The organism is Veillonella sp. T14073-2, assembly GCF_002959875.1.
In the GTDB taxonomy this organism is placed as follows: Bacteria; Bacillota; Negativicutes; order Veillonellales; family Veillonellaceae; genus Veillonella; species Veillonella infantium.
Genome location: NZ_PPDC01000006.1, coordinates 741,367 through 760,455, shown reverse-complemented (window position 1 = coordinate 760,455; position 19,089 = coordinate 741,367). Strand labels below are relative to the sequence as shown.

Genomic DNA, 19,089 nt, shown 5'->3' with positions numbered 1-19,089 from the left:
AACGTTTTATTCGAGGAGATATATGAAAAAATTAGTATTACTTGCTACTGTAGCAGCTGTATTAGTATCTGTTCCGGCGATGGGCTCTGCAGCAAATATTAAGTCCATTTTGAATAGAAGCCAAACAGTAACATATCAAGGTGTTAAATTACCTGAAGGCGTTACTATGTATCCAAATAATCCTAAAGCGCTTTTCGCAGGAGATGCTAAAAAGGATATAAAATCTGTATTTATCGAAGCCGGTGCTACATCTGCCAATGTATATACGCTAAACATTAAAAACGAAAATGAAATGAATTATGCTGTATATGGTGATGTAGTATTAGGTAAACAATTATCTGGTCAGATTAGTGAAACAAAGCATGTTAACTCAGATCCATCTGCACTAGGTGCACTTGCATCTGCTATTAATAAGGGTGATAGCCCAATTCTTGGTACTTTCACAGTAGTGACGCCATTATCTAAACAAGGTAATGTATATGAAGGAACATTAAAATATAAAAGTATAGCTAATAATAATTCTTATAATGAAGTATTACATATTAGTTTGTCTGACAATAAGTACACTGGCCCTAATGCACGCTTTATCGCTATAGATGAAGCTAATGATGCTGCGATATTCCCTAAAGTTAAGTCTTTGCTAACAGCTAAAAAATAAATAATTATTGAAAATATATATCAATTATTCTTGACAATTTTTCTCATCAAGAGTACTATGTGCATATAGGAATTATTCTCATTAGGGGTGGTTCTAACGATATGCAACAGGCAGGTACTATTATGATGAATTCAATTGACCATATCATTGGATATCATTGTGCACCGGCAATTCGAGGGATTAAGCTTTCGAATTTGGTTTCTATTCCACGGGACATGAATGAACAAATCCAATTTGTATTGACAGAATATAATAAAGCGTTCAATGAAAAAGGTTTGTTCTTCTTTGAATTATGTCGCTGTAAAGCGCGTAGACTGTTATTGGTATTCCGTGAGAAGCAATTAAGAGACTATGTACGGCAACCTGCGGTAATGACATTTTTGAAAGCCTACGGTTATCATGATCGTATGAGCATTATGGAGATGCTAGAACATCTACGATACCGTATGGAGGCAAGCATTGATTTTCCACATGAAATCGGCGTATTTCTAGGCTATCCATTGAATGATGTGAAATACTTTATTTCCCGTCGTGGCAGTGGATATCGTATGTGTGGGGAATGGAAAGTTTACCATGACGTGGTAGATGCTAAGCGCTCTTTCTTATGTTACAAAGCATGTCGTGAATTTTGTCAAACTCAATTGATGTTGGGAAAAACATTTAGTTCATTGGTCGCAAGAACGGCCTAGGAGGTACAAGATGATTGGTGTAATTTATTGGTCCGGTACAGGCAATACAGAACAAATGGCTCAAGCAGTAGCTGAAGGTATCAAAGCTGCAGGTCAAGATGTAGAAGTAAAATCTGTTTCTGAAGTATCCGTAGATGACGCAGCAGCTTACGAAAAATTAGCTCTTGGCTGTGCTGATATGGGTGCAGAACAATTAGAAGAAGGCGAATTTGAACCATTCTATACTGAATTAGAATCCAAATTGGGTGGTAAAAAAGTAGCAATCTTTGGCTCCTATGGTTGGGGTGGTACTTGGTTAGAAGACTGGGGCACTCGAATTAAAGATGCTGGCGGTGAATTAGTAGCTGATGGTGTAGCTATCTTGGGTGAACCTGATGATGATGGCAAAGCACAATGTGAAGAATTGGGTAAAACATTAGCAAACGCATAATTTACGCTTAACCATTAACATAAATCCTAACAGTTAACAGTATATAAAGGCTGTAATAACGGTAATTCGTTATTACAGCCTTTTTTGTTTGTATTGGTATTAATTATAAGTCTGCATGTCTCTATAGAATTTTACTATATTTATTTATGTAGATATGATGATGAATAGGTCATCAAAATTTTTTATAACAATAAAATAATGTGATAAAAATCATAGTGTTTATATGTGTTTATATCAGTACACGTATATGGTTGAATAATTATTGATAACTTTAATGCATAATAGCGTTGCATTTTTGTATACATAGACCTATAATTTAAGTAAGGAACCTAACAAAAAATTAGGTTGATACAAAAATAGTTAGAATTATTCTCATAATGCTAACTATGTAAGCGGACTGAAGTTATTTAGACCATAAAGTTAACCGATACCGATGAGAGGGAGGTTATCTCAATGAGTACATTGGAACGGCTAAAAGTAATAGCCCATGGATTGGCCATACAATTCGGACCATCTTGTGAAGTACTAATACATGACTTACAAGGAGATCTCGATACATCACTTGTATATATAGAAAATGGTACGATAACAAATCGTCATGTTGGTGATGGTCCATCACATGTGGTTTTAGATGTACTCAACTATGATGATGGTAGTGAAGGTAGATTTGGGTATCTAACAAAAACTAAGGATGGACGAATATTAAAATCTTCTACAATGTATATCCGTGATGATAATGGCAATATTGATTACCTATTAGGAATTAATCAGGATATCACAGAGTTTGTTATGATGCATCGATCACTTGAAAGTCTTATAGGGATAGGCCAAGCAGAGAATGGCACTGTTGAAAAAATTACTACAAGTGTATCGGAACTATTAGATGATTTACTACTAGAAGCAGAACGATTAGTTGGCAAACCTGGACCACTCATGAATAAAGTAGAGCGACTAAAAGCTATTAGCTACTTAAATGAAAAAGGGGCTTTTCTTATCTCTAAATCTTCAGAAAAGATTGCGGAGTATTTCAATATTTCTAAGTTTACTCTTTATAGTGATTTAAATACTGTAAAGGAAGAATCCTAGGAGGCAAATATGGACCGAATTCAGTGGAAACGTAATACGATGGCACCATCTAGTGACAAGTTTTTGTCCGTTATGGATGTTAGAGAAATTAAGAAAGCAAAAGCGTTTCATGAAAGTTTTCCACAGTATAGTGTAACTCCACTAGTATCGCTAGAAAAATTAGCAGATTATATCGGTGTTAATTCTCTCTTTGTAAAAGATGAATCTTACCGCTTTGGCTTAAATGCGTTTAAGGTATTAGGCGGCTCTTATGCAATGGCAAAATATGTAGCTCAACAAACTGGTAAAAATGTTGAAGATGTACCATATGATGTATTAACTTCTCCACAATTAAAAGAAGAATTCGGACAAGCTACATTCTTTACAGCTACTGATGGTAACCACGGACGTGGCGTAGCCTGGGCTGCTAATAAATTAGGTCAAAAAGCAGTAGTGTTCATGCCTAAAGGCTCTACAGAATATCGTAGAAAACAAATTGAAAATGAAGGTGCTACCGTAACAATCGAAGAATTCAACTACGATGAATGTGTACGGTTAGCAACTAAAAAATCTAAAGAAGTTCCAAATGGTGTTGTAGTTCAAGATACAGCATGGGAAGGTTATGAAGAAATTCCAAACTGGATCATGCAAGGCTATGGCACAATGGCTATGGAAACGGCAAATCAGTTAGAATCTGAAAACTGTAAGGTACCAACTCATGTATTTGTACAAGCTGGTGTAGGTTCCCTAGCAGGTGCTGTAGTAGGTTATTTCACTAATTTATACAGCAATGCAGCTAAGAAATCTAAATTAGTGGTTGTAGAAGCTGAAGCAGCAGCTTGCTTATATAAAGGGGCTGTAGCTGATGATGGTAATCCTCGTATCGTTGAGGGTGATTTAGAAACAATCATGGCTGGACTTGCATGTGGTGAACCAAATACAGTTTCATGGGATATTTTGAGAAACCATGCGGATGTATTCGTATCTGCTCCTGATTGGGTAGCAAGACTTGGGATGCGCGTTGGTGGTGCACCGATTAAAGGTGATACACCAATCACTACAGGTGAATCTGGTGCAGTTCCACTAGGTCTTGTAACGGCAATTATGACAATGCCAGAATATGAAGACTTACGCAAGGAATTAGAATTAGATGCGTCTTCAAAGGTGCTCTGCTTCTCCACTGAAGGTGATACAGACCCTGAAAGATATAAAAACATTATGTGGTATGGTGAAGATCGTTAGGAGGCATTAATTATGGATTTACAAGCAATTAAACAAGCAGCAGCAACTTATGGACCAGCGATGACCAAGTTCTTACGTGAAATCGTAGCATTCCCTGGTGAAAGTGCAGAAGAAAAAGAGCACGTTCAACGCATTGAAAAAGAAATGAAAGATCTTGGCTTCGACGAAGTTGAAGTAGACCCAATGGGTAACATTCTTGGTTACATGGGTACTGGTAAAACACTTATTGCCTTCGACGCTCATATCGATACAGTAGGTATTGGTAATCGCGATAACTGGAATTTCGATCCTTATGAAGGTTTCGAAGATGAAACTAAAATCGGTGGTCGTGGTGTATCCGACCAATTAGGTGGTATCGTATCCGCTGTATACGGCGCTAAAATCATGAAAGACTTAGGTCTTTTAAGTGATAAATATCGCGTACTTGTTGTAGGTACAGTTCAAGAAGAAGACTGCGATGGTCTTTGCTGGGAATACATGATTAAAGAACGCAATATTCGTCCTGAATTCGTAGTATCCACTGAACCAACTGACGGCGGTATCTACCGTGGCCAACGTGGTCGTATGGAAATCCGCGTTGACGTACAAGGCGTATCTTGCCATGGCTCCGCTCCTGAACGCGGTGACAACGCAATTTACAAAATGGCAGATATTCTTCAAGATATTCGTGACTTGAATGCTAACTCTGCTGATGAAAGCACAGCAATTAAAGGCCTTGTAAAAATGCTTGATCCTAAATTCAACCCAGACCACTACGAAGAAGCTCGCTTCTTAGGTCGCGGTACAGTAACTACTTCCCAAATCTTCTACACTTCTCCAAGCCGTTGTGCAGTAGCTGACTCTTGCGCCGTTTCTTTGGACCGTCGTATGACAGCTGGCGAAACATGGCAATCCTGCTTGGCAGAAATTGAAGCTTTACCACATGTTAAAGAATATGGTGCAAAAGTATCCATGTACGAATATGCTCGTCCATCCTGGACTGGTTTGACATATCCAATCGAATGTTACTTCCCAACTTGGGTAATTCCTAAAGATCACAAAGTAACAGAAGCTTTGGAAGAAGCATACACTAGCTTATATGGTAACGAACGTATCGGCGCCGAAGATACAGTTGAAATGCGTAAAGCTCGCCCATTGACTGATAAATGGACATTCTCCACAAATGGTGTATCCATCATGGGTCGTAACGGCATCCCTTGCATCGGCTTCGGTCCTGGCGCAGAAGCACAAGCACATGCTCCTAACGAAATTACATGGAAACAAGACCTTGTAACATGTGCGGCTGTATATGCATTATTGCCATCCGTATACTGTAAAGACTAATATCATATACATTGAATTAGATCTCTTTAAAACGGAAATCACTAGAACATAGTTCATAACTACAAATTTAATATGGTACCTCACCATTTGATGAGGTACCGTATAAAGTTAGATCCTAAGTAGCCCTTTAGGGAATTGAAAGAGAGGACTTACAGATGACAGACTTCAATAAAAGTATTGAAACTTTAAAAGACTTAGACGTTAGCAAAATGTACGGCGAAGATTTCTTCCTTACCTGGGAAAAATCTGAAGATGAATTAAAAGGTGTTTGGGCAGTAGCAGATGCATTACGAGCTCTTAGAGAACGCAATATTTCCACTAAAGTATTTGACAGTGGCCTTGGTATTTCTTTATTCCGCGATAATTCTACAAGAACTCGTTTCTCCTTCGCCTCCGCTTGTAACTTGTTAGGTCTTGAAGTTCAAGATTTGGATGAAGGTAAATCCCAAATTGCTCACGGTGAAACAGTTCGTGAAACAGCGAATATGATCTCCTTCATGGCTGACGTTATCGGTATCCGTGATGATATGTACATCGGTAAAGGTAATGCTTACATGCATCAAGTATCTGATGCAGTTAAAGAAGGTCATGAAGATGGCGTATTAGAACAACGTCCTACACTTGTAAACTTACAATGTGATATCGACCATCCAACACAAATTATGGCTGATGCGGCTCATATCATCAAAGAATTCGGTGGTGTAGAAAATCTTAAAGGCAAAAAAATTGCTATGACTTGGGCTTACTCTCCATCTTATGGTAAACCTTTATCCGTACCTCAAGGTGCTATTGGTTTATTCACTCGTTTAGGTATGGAAGTTGTATTAGCACATCCTGAAGGCTATGAAGTAATGCCAGAAGTTGAAGAAATTGCTAAGAAACAAGCTGAAGAAAGCGGCGGTTCCTTCCGTAGAACTAACGACATGAAGGATGCTTTCAAAGATGCAGATATCGTATATCCTAAGAGCTGGGCTCCATTTGGTGCAATGGAAAAACGTACGAAATTGTATGGCGAAAACGACCATGAAGGCATTAAAGCATTAGAAAAAGTTCTTCTTGAAGAAAATGGTAAACATAAAGATTGGGCATGTACTGAAGAGATGATGAGTCTCACTAAAGACGGTAAAGCTCTTTACTTACATTGCTTACCAGCAGATATTACAGGTGTAAGTTGTGAAGAAGGCGAAGTAGACGCAACAGTATTCGATCGCTATCGCGTACCTCTTTATAAAGAAGCAAGCTACAAACCATATGTTATTGCAGCTATGATCTTCTTAAGCAAATTTAAGAATCCTGTAGAAACCTTAAAAGAATTAGAACGGAAGGGAACTGACCGAGTTCAACCGTAAAGTAAACTTTAGGGGCCATCCGTGTTGATGGCTCCTTTTTATTCTTAATAGTTTGTTATGAGGCATAACATGAAAAAAAGAGTTGTAGTAGCGTTAGGCGGGAATGCATTAGGTAATTCCCTTCCGGAACAAAAAATTGCAGTAAAAAGTACAGCTAAAACTATTATTGATTTAGTAGAAGCTGATTGTGATGTGGTAGTAACTCATGGCAATGGCCCTCAAATTGGTATGATCAACAATGCGATGGCTGCATTGACACGAGAAGTAGAAGGACAACCTAATACACCATTGTCCGTATGTGTGGCCATGAGCCAAGCATATATCGGGTATGACTTACAAAATGCCCTTCACGAAGAGTTGTTGAATCGTGGTATTGAACATTTACCAACTATGACAATGGTTACGCAAGTATTAGTTGACCAGAATGACCCTGGATTCCAAAATCCAACAAAACCAATCGGTCACTTTATGACTAAAGAAGAAGCTGAATATGCAGAAAAAAATTACGATTACGTTGTAAAAGAAGACTCAGGTCGTGGTTATCGTCGTGTAGTAGCATCTCCAGCACCTCAAGAGATTATCGAAATTGAAGCCATTAAAGGCTTAGTAGGTAAACAACTAATCGTTGCTTGTGGTGGTGGCGGTATCCCTGTTACTAGAGAAGGTAATGAACTTCATGGTGCAGCAGCCGTTATTGATAAAGACTGGACAAGTAGTTTATTGGCACAAGAAATTGATGCAGATGTTCTCGTTATCTTAACAGCTGTTGAAAAAGTAGCTATTAATTTTGGTAAAGAAAATGAAAAATGGCTAGATGAAATAACCGTGGCAGATGCGAAAAAATATGCAGCAGCAGGCGAATTTGCAGAAGGTTCTATGAAACCTAAGGTAGAAGCAGCTATTGCCTTTGCAGAATCTAAAAAAGGCCGTGTTTCCATTATTACATTATTAGAAAAATCTAAGGATGGTATAGCAGGAAAAACAGGTACGCGTATCGTATTATAATAATATATAGATTTATAAGTATACATCCAACGATTCGTTGGGGAGGTGCCCGTATGATTATATTAGGAAAAGGTACTGTAATTACTCGCGACACTGATAGACCTATCATTTATGATGGTGCCGTTGCTATTGATGGAACTCAAATTATTGATATCGGAACATATGATGAGTTATGTAAAACTTACACAAATGCAGAAATTATTGACGCTCATAACGGCTTGATTATGCCAGGTTTTATCAACGCACATCACCATATTTATTCCGCTCTTGCACGCGGTTTATCCTTGCCAGGACCAGCACCAACTAATTTTGGTGAAATTTTAGAAGGCTTATGGTTCTATTTAGATAATAAATTAACAGCTCCAGATGTGAAGGCTAGTGCATTGCTTACATACTTAGGATGTATCGAAAACGGCGTCACTACTATCTTCGATCATCATGCAAGTTATGGAGAAACCGCTAATAGTTTATCTGTAATTGCTGATGTGGCTAAACAGTTTGGTGTTCGTTCTTGCTTATGCTATGAAGTATCTGATCGTAACGGTGTTGATAAAATGAAAGCAGCTGTTGCAGAAAATGTACGTTTTGGTAAAGAAGCGAAAAAAGATCCATCTAGACTCGCTGCTATGATGGGCTTACATGCATCCTTCACGTTAAGTTCTGACACATTAGATTATGTAAAAGCACAAAATGAAGACAAGTTAGGTTATCACGTTCATGTTGCTGAAGGCCCTGAAGATGTGGCAGATAGTAAAGAAAAATATGGCATGACACCTGTGAGACGACTTGTAGAGGCAGGAATTTTAGGTCCTAAGAGTATTGCAGGTCACTGCGTACATGTAACTGATCAAGATGTGGAATTATTGAAAGAATCTCAAGCCAAGGTTGTACATAATCCAGAAAGTAACATGGGTAATGCAGTAGGCACAACAGATATCTTAAAACTATTAGGTGCAGGTATCACAGTTGGTCTAGGTACAGATGGTTATACAAATGATATGCTCGAATCTTACAAAGTGGCAAACTGCCTTGTAAAACATGAGCAACATAAACCATATGTAGGTTGGGGCGAAGTTCCTCATATGCTATTTGAAAACAACCGTAAAATGGCGAATGAATTCTTCGATACTACAGTTGGCATCCTAAAAAAAGGTGCCGCCGCTGACGTAATCGTTCTTGATTACGCAGCACCAACGCCACTTGATGAAAATAACATCAATGGTCACTTATTATTCGGTGCTAATGGTATGTATGTGGTAACAACTATTAGTGATGGTGTACCACGTATGATCGATCGTAAGTTACAAGGCATCGACAAAGCTGAAGTAATGAATGAAGTTTTAGCAACATCTAAAGGTTTATGGAAACGACTAAACCCATAACGCAAGCGCTTTAAAGGAGTGTGACATTATGAGTGACATTATGTATCCGGTAAGTTTCGGAAATTTGATGAACCACATTATGACTGAGTACAAGATGTACAATCGTATTTACAATGTAAATAAAATTCATCGTACTAATCATGATCAACGCTTATCTATCTTTGGTAAATCCATTGAAAACCCTGTAGGTCCTGCAGCTGGCCCTAATACACAGTTGGCACAAAACATTGTGGCATCTTATGTAGCTGGTGCTCGTTGCATCGAATTAAAAACTGTACAAATTATGTACGGTGAAGAATTAGGTATTCCTAGACCTTGTATCTACTCTGTAGACGAAGCATACAACGTAGAGTGGTCTTCTGAATATAGCTGTGATGAAGCTGCTGATGAATACATCAAAGCTTGGTTCGCATTAAAATTAATCTCTAAAGAATTAGGCTTAGGCGATCCAGATGGCTTCTTATTCATTATGAGTGTTGGTTACAACTTGGCTGGTATTAAGAGCCCAATGGTTGATAAATTCATCAACACAATGCGCAGCGCATCTCAATCTCCTATGTGGGATGAATGCAAACAATGGTGTCTTGATCATGTAGATGAATTTGAACATATCGATGCTGAATTCATCAACTCCATTAGCGATGAACTTTGCCAAGCAATCACATTGTCCACAATGCACGGTTGCCCAGCTGAAGAAATAGAATCCATTTGTTCTTACCTTATCAGTGAAAAAGGCCTTCACTTATACTTGAAATGCAATCCTACATTGTTAGGTCCAAAACGCATTAGAGAGTTATTAGATAATGCAGGCTTTGAATACATTGATTTTGAAGATCACCAATTCGAAGTTGACCTTCAATTTGATAAAGCTGTTCCAATGTTAGAACGTCTTATCGCTCTTGGTGAAAAACACAACAAGATCTTTGGCGTTAAATTGACAAATACATTCCCTGTACAAATTCACAACAATGAATTGCCAGGTGAGCAAATGTACATGTCTGGTAAATCCTTGTTACCTGTAACAATTGGTGTAGCTGAGCTCTTAAGTGCTCAATTCGGCGAACGCTTACCAATGTCTTACAGCGGTGGCGCTGTAAAACAAAATATCAAAGCTATCTTTGATTGTGGTATCTGGCCTGTAACAGTATGTACAATTCTTCTTCAAGGTGAAGGCTACAATACATTTAAAGGTTTAGCCGATGAAGTAGAATCTACTGATTACAACGCTGCTTTGAAAGTACATAAAGATTTAATCGCTAAACTTGCTAAAGATATTAGTGAAAATAAAATCTTCAAGAAGAGCGAGGCAATGAAGAAAAAACGTGAAACAATGCCATCCTTCCCAGGTACACGTAGTTCTGACTATCACTGCCGTGTAACATGTGGCTCTTGTGTTCGCGTATGTCCTAATAGATGTAATGAAGTCGTTACTGTAAATGATGCTAAATTGATTATCCATATTGATCAAAGCTGTAATGAATGTGGTAACTGTGCATGTCATTGCGTAGAACCTTGTCAACCATACAAGGATCGCATTACATTCTTCCACAATGCCGAAGCTTTAGCAGATAGTACAAATGATGGATTCTACATCACAGGCACTAGCTGTGGTTATCGCTTCAAAGGGGAAGAAGCCGTATGTGACATCGATGCATTACCTGAAGAATTGAAAGGAGTCGTACATGCCTTCTGTAAAGAGCATGTGTACTATGTATCATGATTATCATACAACAAGGGGACTTGGTCTTAACTGATGGAATCCTTACCGGAGATTTACTTATCGATGGCGACAAAATTGTCGCCATTGATGAACACCTTTCTGTTCCAGAAGGTGCTGAAGTTATTAATGCAAAAGGTTGCTATGTATTCCCTGGATTTATAGATCCTCATACACACTTTCAGATGACAAATGCCTTAGCGTCTACTGCGGATGATTTTGATAGTGGCACAAAGGCTGCTATCCTTGGCGGGACTACTTCAATTATCAATTTTGCTTCTCCTGAGGAAGGCTCCCTTTGTAAAGGCTTAGAGGTTCACAAGGAGCGTGCCGCAGGGCATTGCTCCTGTGACTACAAATTCCATATGGAGCTTGTAGAAATGAATGATACTGTGGCCAGTGAAATCCCAAAAGTAGTTGAAGCTGGTGTATCATCCTTTAAGGTATATTTAGCTTATGGATTCCGTTTAACAGATCGAGAAATTTATGATGCTATAGAGGCAATCAAACCTACAGGAGCTCTCGTTGGAGCACACTGTGAAAACGGTGATCTTATTGATGCTCTCGTAGCTGACAAACGTAAACGTGGTGAATTAGATGTAAGTAATCATCCACTCACCAGACCTGCCATGATTGAATCGGAAGCGATTAAGCGTTTTAGTACAATCGGTGCTGCATTAGAGTATCCAGTACATGTCGTTCATGTAAGTTCTAAAGAGGGTATAGAAGAGGTTATTCGGGAACGAGACCTTGGACATAAAGTGACTTGTGAAACTTGCCCACAATATTTGGTACTTGATGAATCACGATATACGTTGCCTGATTTTGAAGGTGTTAAATATGTGATGAGTCCACCGCTGAGAACGATACAAGATCAAATGGCATTAAAGGATGCATTAGTAAATGGTCTATTCCAAACGATTGGTTCTGATCATTGTAGCTTTACCTTTAATGATCAAAAATTAAAGAGTCGACATGATTTTACCCGTATTCCTGGAGGTATTCCAGGCGCAGAGGAACGGGGCATCATCGCTTATGATGTGTTGGTAAATCAATGCAATATGAGTGCTGTAGATTTTATGAAATTAGTTAGTGAAAACCCTGCCAAGCTTTACGGTATGTATCCGAAGAAGGGCACGTTAGCCGTTGGCAGCGATGGGGATATTACAATTGTTGATAAGCGCATTGAGCATGTGCTTTCAAAAGAGTCCGCCCATACAAAGGCTGACTATATACCTTATGAGGGCATATCCGTAACAGGTAAAGTTCGAGATGTAATCCTTAGAGGTCACCATGTGGTACAAGATGGATCCTTATTAGAATCATATCTTGGTGAATGTATTCCTTAATGAGAGGAGGGCTATATATGTACCGCTTTCAAGTGAATGGCACCCAACATGAGGTTCAAGAGGATCAACGTTTAATTGATTTCTTGAGAGCTGATTTGAAATTGACGGGCACTAAAGAAGGTTGTAGTGCTGGTGCTTGTGGTACGTGTACAGTAATTATAGACGGAAAAAAAGCAAAGGCTTGTGTAACTAAACTATCCCAATTAGATGGTAAATCAGTCGTAACAATTGAGGGCTTATCTGAACGGGAAAAAGTGGTATACACCTATGCTTTTGGTGAATGCGGAGCGGTGCAGTGTGGTTTCTGTATCCCAGGTATGATTATTAGTGCAAAAGTTTTGATTGATGAAAATAATGACCCTACACCTGACGATGTTAAAAAAGCTATTTTAGGTAATATCTGTCGTTGTACTGGTTATGTGAAAATCGAAGAAGGCATTATGCTGGCAGCAAAAATGTTCCGTGAGAACTTACCAGTTCCTGAAAAGGATACAAATGGTAATGTAGGTGCTCGTTTACACCGCGTTGATGCGGAGGAAAAAGCACTTGGTACTGGAAAATATGCTGACGATATCCATATGGATGGCATGATTTACGCAAAAGCGTTGCGTTCTAAATACCCTCGTGCTAGAGTCGATCGCGTTGATGTGTCTAAAGCACTTGCACATCCTAAGTGTGTAACGGCTTTGACTGCTAAAGATGTACCATTCAATAAGACTGGTCATTTAGTGCCAGACTGGGATGTACTTATCGCAGAAGGTGATAATACTCGCTATGTTGGCGATGCAATTGCATTAGTAGCAACTACAGAAAAGAAATATTTGGACGAAGTTCTTGCTCTCGTTGAAGTTGATTATACAGAGTTAGAGCCTGTAGTAGACCCATTAGAAGCATTGAAACCGGATGCACCTCAATTACATCCAAATGGAAATGTATTGACTCGTCAAACATTATCTCGTGGTGATGTAGATAAGGCTATTGCTGAGGCCGCATTTGTAGTGACAAATCACTATTCCACACCTCAAACAGATCATGCATTCATGGAACCTGAATGTGCTGTAGCATATCGTGAAGGCGATGTAATTCATTTACATTCCGGTAGCCAAAATGTTTACGATGATCGTCATGAAGTATCTCGTATGCTTGGCATTCCTGAGGAATCTGTAAAAGTTCATAGCATGCTTGTAGGTGGCGGCTTTGGTGGTAAAGAGGACATGAGCGTACAGCATCATGCATCTCTTGTAGCATGGCTCACAGGCAAACCAACTAAGGTTCTCTTCTCCCGTCAAGAAAGTCTTAATATTCATCCTAAACGACATGCGATGGAAATGGATATTACTACTGCTTGTGACGCAGAAGGTAACTTGGTAGCAAGTAAGGTGAACATCGTATCTAACTGTGGTGCATATGCATCCTTAGGTGGTCCTGTACTTCAACGTGCAGGTACACACTCTTGTGGTCCTTACAAATTTGATAACTTTGCCTTTGATGGTGTTTGCGTTTACACAAATACTGTTCCTGGTGGTGCATTCCGCGGGTTCGGTGTAACACAAACTATCTTTGGTCAAGAACAAAACATTGATGAATTAGCTGCATTGGTAGGGATGGATCCTTGGGAATTCCGTTATAAAAACGTTGTTCGCCCTGGTGATTCCTTACCGAATGGTCAAATTTGTTCCGAAGAAACTGCATTAGCAGAATGTTTGGAAGCCGTAAAAGATGCGTATTATGCATCTGATCGTACAGGCCTTGCAGTATGCTTGAAAAATAGTGGTATCGGTGTAGGTTTACCTGATACTGGTCGCGTTATCTTAGAAGTACGTGATGGTAAAGTTCGTATCCGTACTGGTGCAGCATGTATCGGTCAAGGTATGGCGACTATGGCTACTCAAGTGCTTTGTGAAACAACTGGCTTAACAGCGGATAAAGTATTTGTGGAACGTCCAGATACGGAACGTACACCAGACTCTGGTACAACTACTGCATCCCGTCAAACAGTATTCACTGGTGAAGCAACGCGTCAAGCAAGTCTTCGCTTGAAAGAAATGTTAGAAACTAAGACCTTAGAAGAATTGAATGGTGTAGAAATTTATGAAGAGTTCCTTGGTGAAACTGATCCATTCAACTCCGATAAACCACATCCAAAAAATCACGTTGCTTACGGTTATGGTGCATGTGTAGCTAGAATTGGTGAAGATAATAAAGTTGCTGAACTACATGTAGCATACGATGTAGGTCGTGTTGTAAATCCTCAATCTTGTGCTGGGCAAGCCGAAGGCGGTGCTATCATGGGTATGGGCTATGCAGTTACAGAAGACTTCCCTTATAAAGATGGATATGTAACAGCTAAATATAGCACATTAGGTCTTCTTAGAGCCACACAATGTCCTCCAATTCATGTAAGCCTTATTGAAAAGGGGACACCAGAACAATATGCATATGGCGCTAAGGGTATTGGCGAAATCTCTAGTATCCCTATTGCACCAGCTATTGCAAATGCATATCGTCGTATCGACGGAGAACCACGTAGGTCCTTGCCGATTCAACATACAGGTTATAAAAAATAGAATATTTGCTTAATGGGTAGGGGCTACGGCCCCTGGCCATCAAGGTTCCCACGTGAAGTCTATGAGATTTTTAAACTCTATCAAGTACGATAGTATGACTATATTATTTACTAGTAACTAAAACGTAAGATATGAGGTGATTCTTATGAGTAAAGGTGTATCTGGTGTCAACCATGTAGATGGTATGCTGCCAATCCCGCAATTATTTGCTTATGGTTTACAGCACGTGTTAGCCATGTATGCTGGTGCCGTAGCGGTACCAATCATTATTGCGCAAGCCATGCATTTGCCAATTGAAGATTTAATTCGTTTGATCACAGCCGATTTGTTCACATGTGGTGTAGCTACATTGATTCAAACATTAGGCTTTGGTCCTGTTGGTGGTCGTATTCCTCTTATTCAAGGTGTAACATTTGCTTCTGTAGGTCCAATGATCCTGATTGGTCAACAGCATGATATTAATACCATTTATGGTGCTATTATCGTAGCCGGGCTGTTTACATTTGTTGTAGCACCATTCTTTAGCCGTTTGATTCGTCTATTCCCGCCTGTAGTAACAGGTACCATCATTACTATTATTGGTATTAACTTGATGCCAGTAGCGGTTAACTGGATGGGTGGCGGCGTAGGTAACAAAAACTTCGGCGATCCACTATACATAGCTCTTGGTGTAGCTACATTTATTCTCGTTATTTTGACATATCGATTTGGTAAAGGGTTCCTTGGTAATCTGGCTATTTTGGTAGGGCTTATCCTCGGTACTGCTCTAGCTATGATTTGTGGTATTACTGACTTCTCTGAAGTAGGTCGTTCTCAATGGATTTCCGTTGTAACACCATTCTACTTTGGCATGCCTACCTTTGATTTTGCATCTATTATTTCTATGATCATTGTAATGCTTGTAGTTATGGTAGAAACAACAGGTGATAGTATTGCGGTTGGTGAAATCGTAGACAAACCTATCGGCCAAAAAGAATTGGCTGCAGTGCTTCGCGCTGATGGTTTATCCACTTTAATTGGTGGTATCCTTAATAGCTTCCCTTACACTGCATTTGCTCAAAACGTTGGTCTTATTGCTGTAACACGTGTAAAAAGTCGCTTCGTTGTAGCCGCATCTGGTGTAATCTTGATTTTATTAGGTTTATTCCCTAAGTTAGCAGCTATTGTAGCTTGTATCCCAAATGCTGTATTAGGCGGTGCAGGTATCGCAATGTTTGGTATGATTATTGCCAGTGGTATTCGCTCCCTTGGTAAAGTTAACTTCGATGGTAACTACAACTTGATGCTCGTAGCAATTAGTATTGGGGTATCCATGATTCCATTGGCAGCGCCTCAATTCTATGCACACTTCCCAGCTTGGGCACAAATTCTTTTGAAATCTGGTATCACAGCTGGTAGTATCGTAGCCGTTCTTTTGAATGTAGTATTCAATGGCTTCGGTTATAAAACAGTTAATGAACCTAACCGTGCAACACGTAAATATCGTCACTTCACACGATTCAAAGGTTATCCTAAACATTTCTATCAATAAGATATAGTTAAATTAATTAATTCTCATACGATTACATGTATTGTCTCTCACGGTAGAAACCTTGTTTATATAGGTAAAAAATCTATATACATGTTTTCGCTCTTTCCAAAAGGTCTCACTCTAGTTTTAGAGTGGGGCCTTTTTTTGTATGGAATCGTGTACTACTTTGGTATATAATTAAATAATATTATTGCAAAGGAGACGCATTATGAAAGACGAGCGATTTATAGTTACGTATCGAATAGAAGCAAGTTCGTATGAAGAGGCAAAGGCCATTGCCTGGGCTGTTCAGGTAGAACAAACCATAGAGTTTCCTTATGAGTTTGTAACGGATCCGTACATTAAAGGCACTATCACTGGCAGATTGGAGTCCTTAGAACCTATGAGTTCTGATTCTACATATGCCAATGTAGGGGTTATGCCTAATGTTACGATAAATCCGTCTCATTACTATGTGGCTCGTATTTCCTATCTTGTAGATACAACAGCGCTAGAAGCAACGCAATTCTTAAACGTAGTCTTTGGTAACTCATCGTTACAACCACATATTTGGGTAGTTGATATTGAACTCTGTCCAACTTTATATGATGTATTTAAAGGCCCTCAATTTGGCTTGCAAGGACTTCGTCAATTGGTTGAAACGCCAACGCGTCCTATGATTCAGGCTGTAGTAAAACCTATGGGAACACCGAATGAAGAGCTCGCTCGTATGTGCGGTGCTTATACACGTGGTGGGGCAGATGTTATTAAAGATGACCACGGTATTTCTAATCAGTCATTCTCTCAATTTAAAGATCGTGTACAACGATGTGCTGCCACGGTGCGTGAAATGAATGAAGCCCATGGTACACATACATTATATGCAGCTAATGTGTCTGGTGATGGTACAGACGTAATAGAGCGAGCTTATTTTGCAAAAGATGCAGGTGCTACAGCTCTTATGGTGGCTTCCGGTCTTGTGGGATTTGGATGGCTTCATAAATTAGCAAATGATGAAAAGTTAGGCTTACCAATCATTCATCATCCTGCTTACTCTGGTGGCTTTATGAGCCCTGGTGTATCCGGGATTGCTGACTATTTGCAATTGGGATTGTTACCACGTATCTTTGGTGCAGATATGCCTATATTTGTATCCTATGGCGGACGTTTTACTTTCACAGAAGATCAATGTAAGAGAATTTCCTCTTATATTAAACATCCATTCGGAGTGATGAAAGCAGCCTGTCCAGCACCGGGTGGTGGTGTAACAGATGCTCGTCTCAATGAGCTGGTAGAATTGTATGGTAATGATACGATGTTCCTCGTTGGTGGTGACATGTTCCGCCGAGGTCCAGATATCGAAGCCAATATGGCATACTTTGTAGAACGGTTGAGTGAATTATCTGAAACCAATTGATGATTGAGTTAGTGAAAGTGATAACAGATTGACTTTCACCGACATATGTAAAGAATTATGATTTAGTATATGGAGTGTTTTGATGAGCGAATCCTCACCGTTGGAGGTCCATGTTCTTGCTAGTGGTAGCAAAGGCAATTGTACAGTAATAAAAAAAGGGAACTCCGTCATATTGCACGATGTGGGCATTAGTTGTCGACGTATCGTCAATGGTTTAAAAGAATTGCATATCGATATGGCACAGGTAGAGGGCATTTTTATCAGTCATGAACATAGTGATCATATTGCAGGTCTTCAACAATTGTTGAAACGTTTTGATATCCCTGTGTATACGAAACAAGGGACGTGGCGTGAAATTCAAGATAAGTTAATTGTGCCAAAGAATCAATTAATAGAATTGACTAAGGGGAGCCTCTCTCTTGGTAATCTTGTAGTCGAGTCTTTTGGCGTTAGTCATGATGCGGCTGATCCAATAGGTATTAATGTATTTGCTGGAAAAGATAAGGCTACTGTCGTTACCGATACGGGTGTAATTTCTGATAGTATCTTACATCGTATGGATGATACGACTTTGTTAGTACTAGAAGCCAATTATGACCCTCATATGTTGCGGTTTGGTCCTTATCAACCATTTTTAAAACAACGTGTTGCCAGCGATGAAGGTCATTTAAGCAATGAAATGGCTGCCCGAGCTTTGCTCATGATGAAGCGACCTGACTTTATGCAAGTTATTTTGGCCCATCGTTCTGAAAATAACAATAATGCCGTCCTTGTTACCCAAACGATTGGGAAAATGCTCGTAGATGGTGGCGTTCGCATTGGACCGGAAATGAAATTGCAACATGGACAACCTAATGAAATTGTGTTTATGCAATCCGTAAAGAGGTAGAGTATGAGATTTTATGTAGTTTGTATTGGCAAGTTAAAAGATGCTTACTTGCGCGATGGGGTAGCAGAGTTTGTGAAACGGATGCGACCTTATAGTGGGATTACCATTACTGAACTAAATGAAAGTAAAATTGGAGATAAGCCGAGTGATGCAGATCGAAAACAAGTCGTTGCAGAAGAAGGGGAACGTTTATTAAAAGCTGTTCCAAAGAATGCTTATACAGTGTTGTTAGATGTGTACGGTAAAACGATGTCCTCTGAAGACTTGGCCAAAACAATAGCTAAACTAGAAGTCGATGGTATAAGTGATATGGCATTCATCGTTGGCGGTGCTTTTGGCGTAAGCGATGAGTTGCGCAAGTCTGTAAATTATAAATTATCCTTTAGTCCTATGACATTTACCCATCAAATGGTACGTTTATTACTAGTAGAGCAAATTTATAGAGCATCTAAAATTAATCGCAATGAACCTTATCATTGGTGATGTAGTTAATTTAA

General features: G+C 39.3%; 16 protein-coding genes. All 16 read left to right on the top strand.

Translation table 11 applies throughout. The features are described from left to right. The first annotated feature begins 22 nt into the window (after nucleotides 1-22). The 16 genes from VCHSUH04_RS07110 (at nucleotide 23) to rlmH (ending at nucleotide 19,075) form a co-directional block, all read left to right on the top strand. Entirely contained in the window at nucleotides 23-658 is a 636-nt protein-coding gene (locus VCHSUH04_RS07110; protein WP_105085937.1) for a hypothetical protein, read from the top strand. Nucleotides 659-759: 101 nt separating this feature from the next. After that, nucleotides 760-1,347, top strand: coding sequence for a DUF3793 family protein (locus VCHSUH04_RS07105; RefSeq protein ID WP_105085936.1), 588 nt, complete (start codon nucleotides 760-762; stop codon nucleotides 1,345-1,347). A gap of 10 nt (nucleotides 1,348-1,357) precedes the next feature. Then, nucleotides 1,358-1,777: a flavodoxin gene (locus VCHSUH04_RS07100; protein ID WP_105085935.1), complete on the top strand. Its 420-nt coding sequence runs from the start codon at nucleotides 1,358-1,360 to the stop codon at nucleotides 1,775-1,777. A gap of 453 nt (nucleotides 1,778-2,230) precedes the next feature. Beyond that, nucleotides 2,231-2,863 (top strand): transcriptional regulator, encoded by a 633-nt coding sequence (locus VCHSUH04_RS07095; RefSeq protein WP_105085934.1) that lies wholly within the window; start codon nucleotides 2,231-2,233, stop codon nucleotides 2,861-2,863. Nucleotides 2,864-2,872: 9 nt separating this feature from the next. Continuing rightward, complete coding sequence (gene dpaL, locus VCHSUH04_RS07090) at nucleotides 2,873-4,084, top strand: diaminopropionate ammonia-lyase (protein WP_105085933.1); 1,212 nt, start codon at nucleotides 2,873-2,875, stop codon at nucleotides 4,082-4,084. 12 nt (nucleotides 4,085-4,096) lie between these two features. Then, nucleotides 4,097-5,407: a YgeY family selenium metabolism-linked hydrolase gene (locus tag VCHSUH04_RS07085; protein WP_060924011.1), complete on the top strand. Its 1,311-nt coding sequence runs from the start codon at nucleotides 4,097-4,099 to the stop codon at nucleotides 5,405-5,407. 155 nt (nucleotides 5,408-5,562) lie between these two features. Continuing rightward, entirely contained in the window at nucleotides 5,563-6,756 is a 1,194-nt protein-coding gene (gene ygeW, locus VCHSUH04_RS07080) for a knotted carbamoyltransferase YgeW (RefSeq protein ID WP_024065750.1), read from the top strand. Between the two features lie 69 nt (nucleotides 6,757-6,825). Beyond that, nucleotides 6,826-7,761 carry a carbamate kinase gene (arcC, locus tag VCHSUH04_RS07075; protein WP_105085932.1) on the top strand — a complete coding sequence of 312 codons (936 nt, stop codon included), beginning with the start codon at nucleotides 6,826-6,828 and terminating at the stop codon, nucleotides 7,759-7,761. A gap of 53 nt (nucleotides 7,762-7,814) precedes the next feature. Then, nucleotides 7,815-9,143, top strand: a complete 1,329-nt coding sequence (gene ssnA, locus VCHSUH04_RS07070; RefSeq protein ID WP_105085931.1) for a putative aminohydrolase SsnA — start codon at nucleotides 7,815-7,817, stop codon at nucleotides 9,141-9,143. Between the two features lie 28 nt (nucleotides 9,144-9,171). After that, on the top strand, nucleotides 9,172-10,863 hold the full coding sequence (locus VCHSUH04_RS07065) for a selenate reductase (RefSeq protein ID WP_105085930.1): 1,692 nt from the start codon (nucleotides 9,172-9,174) through the stop codon (nucleotides 10,861-10,863). Then, nucleotides 10,860-12,209: a dihydropyrimidinase gene (gene hydA, locus VCHSUH04_RS07060; RefSeq protein WP_105085929.1), complete on the top strand. Its 1,350-nt coding sequence runs from the start codon at nucleotides 10,860-10,862 to the stop codon at nucleotides 12,207-12,209. Before VCHSUH04_RS07065 ends, hydA begins: the two co-directional genes overlap by 4 nt. A 17-nt stretch (nucleotides 12,210-12,226) precedes the next feature. After that, nucleotides 12,227-14,776, top strand: coding sequence for a selenium-dependent xanthine dehydrogenase (xdh, locus tag VCHSUH04_RS07055; RefSeq protein ID WP_105085928.1), 2,550 nt, complete (start codon nucleotides 12,227-12,229; stop codon nucleotides 14,774-14,776). 145 nt (nucleotides 14,777-14,921) lie between these two features. Further along, entirely contained in the window at nucleotides 14,922-16,307 is a 1,386-nt protein-coding gene (locus VCHSUH04_RS07050; RefSeq protein WP_105085927.1) for a nucleobase:cation symporter-2 family protein, read from the top strand. 208 nt (nucleotides 16,308-16,515) lie between these two features. Further along, nucleotides 16,516-17,703, top strand: coding sequence for a RuBisCO large subunit C-terminal-like domain-containing protein (locus VCHSUH04_RS07045; RefSeq protein WP_105085926.1), 1,188 nt, complete (start codon nucleotides 16,516-16,518; stop codon nucleotides 17,701-17,703). Nucleotides 17,704-17,785: 82 nt separating this feature from the next. Then, on the top strand, nucleotides 17,786-18,592 hold the full coding sequence (locus tag VCHSUH04_RS07040) for an MBL fold metallo-hydrolase (RefSeq protein ID WP_105085925.1): 807 nt from the start codon (nucleotides 17,786-17,788) through the stop codon (nucleotides 18,590-18,592). Nucleotides 18,593-18,595: 3 nt separating this feature from the next. After that, complete coding sequence (gene rlmH, locus VCHSUH04_RS07035; RefSeq protein WP_105085924.1) at nucleotides 18,596-19,075, top strand: 23S rRNA (pseudouridine(1915)-N(3))-methyltransferase RlmH; 480 nt, start codon at nucleotides 18,596-18,598, stop codon at nucleotides 19,073-19,075. Nucleotides 19,076-19,089: the final 14 nt, after the last annotated feature.